Origin of the sequence: Bradyrhizobium sp. 160 (genome assembly GCF_023073735.1) — a bacterium.
In the GTDB taxonomy this organism is placed as follows: Bacteria; Pseudomonadota; Alphaproteobacteria; order Rhizobiales; family Xanthobacteraceae; genus Bradyrhizobium.
This window is the reverse complement of the sequence record NZ_JADPKD010000073.1, coordinates 1-1151: the sequence shown is the minus strand read 5'-3', so window position 1 is coordinate 1151 and position 1151 is coordinate 1. Positions and strand designations below refer to the sequence as shown.

Sequence of the window (1151 nt, the reverse complement as noted above, 5' to 3'; positions counted from 1 at the left end):
CGGCACTTCATCGGGACCCGAATGGTTGAACGAACTTTAGGTTCGCATAACAAGGGAGGGATCGACGAAGATGGCCAAGCATAGCACGATCTGTGCCGGGATCGATACCGGCAAACGGAAGCTTGATGTGGCGATCGAAGGCAGCCGCGAGCAGTTGCAGGTGAAGAACACGGCGGAAGGCCATGAGGCTTTGCTGACGTGGCTGCGACAGCATCGCGTCAAACGCGTCGGCATCGAGGCGAGCGGCGGTTACGAACAGCCTGTCGTCGCCGAACTGCGACGCAAAGGGTTTGTGGTTGTGGTGTTTCAACCGGCTCAGGTCCGGGCCTATGCCACATTCCACCTGCAGCGGGCCAAGAACGATAAGGTCGATGCCGCTCTTATCGCAGCCTGCACCGCTGCAGTGCGGAAGATCCATGCCGCTCCCGATCCTCGGTTGCTGCCGTTCGCCGAGCAACTGACCATGATCGATCAGATCGGTGAGGATATTGCGCGCCTCAAGAACAGGATCGAGAGCTGCCGCAATGCGGCGATGAACCAGCTCTGGCGCGAGGATATCGCTCGCCTGGAGCAACGTGAGAGGGCCGCACTCAAGGCCCTGGTCGCCGCGATTCGCAAGCATCCCGACCTTGCCAAGAGGCTTGCGCTGATCAACAGCGTCGACGGCATCGGGCTGCCGACCGCCGTGGCCATCCTGGTGCGTCTGCCTGAGATCGGCCGGATCACGCGGGAGCAAGCTGTCGCTCTCGCCGGCCTTGCGCCCTATGACGACGACAGCGGCGAGCGGTCAGGCGTTCGGCATATCGAGGGCGGACGCAAGCGGCTGCGTCGCGCGCTTTATACGGCTTCACTGGCCGCATCGTTTCGCTGGAACCCGCAGCTCATCCAGCTCTACCAGAGGCTGACCAAGGCCGGAAAGGAACACAAACAGGCGCTCGTTGCCTGCGCCAGGAAGATGCTCATCTTCGCCAACACAGTGGTGGCCCGCGGCACGCCGTGGTGCGGCGAACCGCCGGTCGGATCACTTTCTGCTTCTTAGTTCGACCGGGACGCGCTTCTTCGTCCCGACCTACGGCCCCTCATGACGTCGCGCGCAGCGTCCGTCAAGGATGGCCGTCGCTCGCTCGAACCTCACGTGGTCTGTTGCCAGG

At 62.6% G+C, this 1151-nt stretch carries 1 protein-coding gene; it reads left to right on the top strand.

What is annotated here, in order from left to right:
* The first annotated feature begins 70 nt into the window (after positions 1 to 70).
* Positions 71 to 1039: an IS110 family RNA-guided transposase gene (locus tag IVA98_RS31050; protein WP_247301653.1), complete on the top strand. Its 969-nt coding sequence runs from the start codon at positions 71 to 73 to the stop codon at positions 1037 to 1039.
* Positions 1040 to 1151 lie beyond the last annotated feature (112 nt).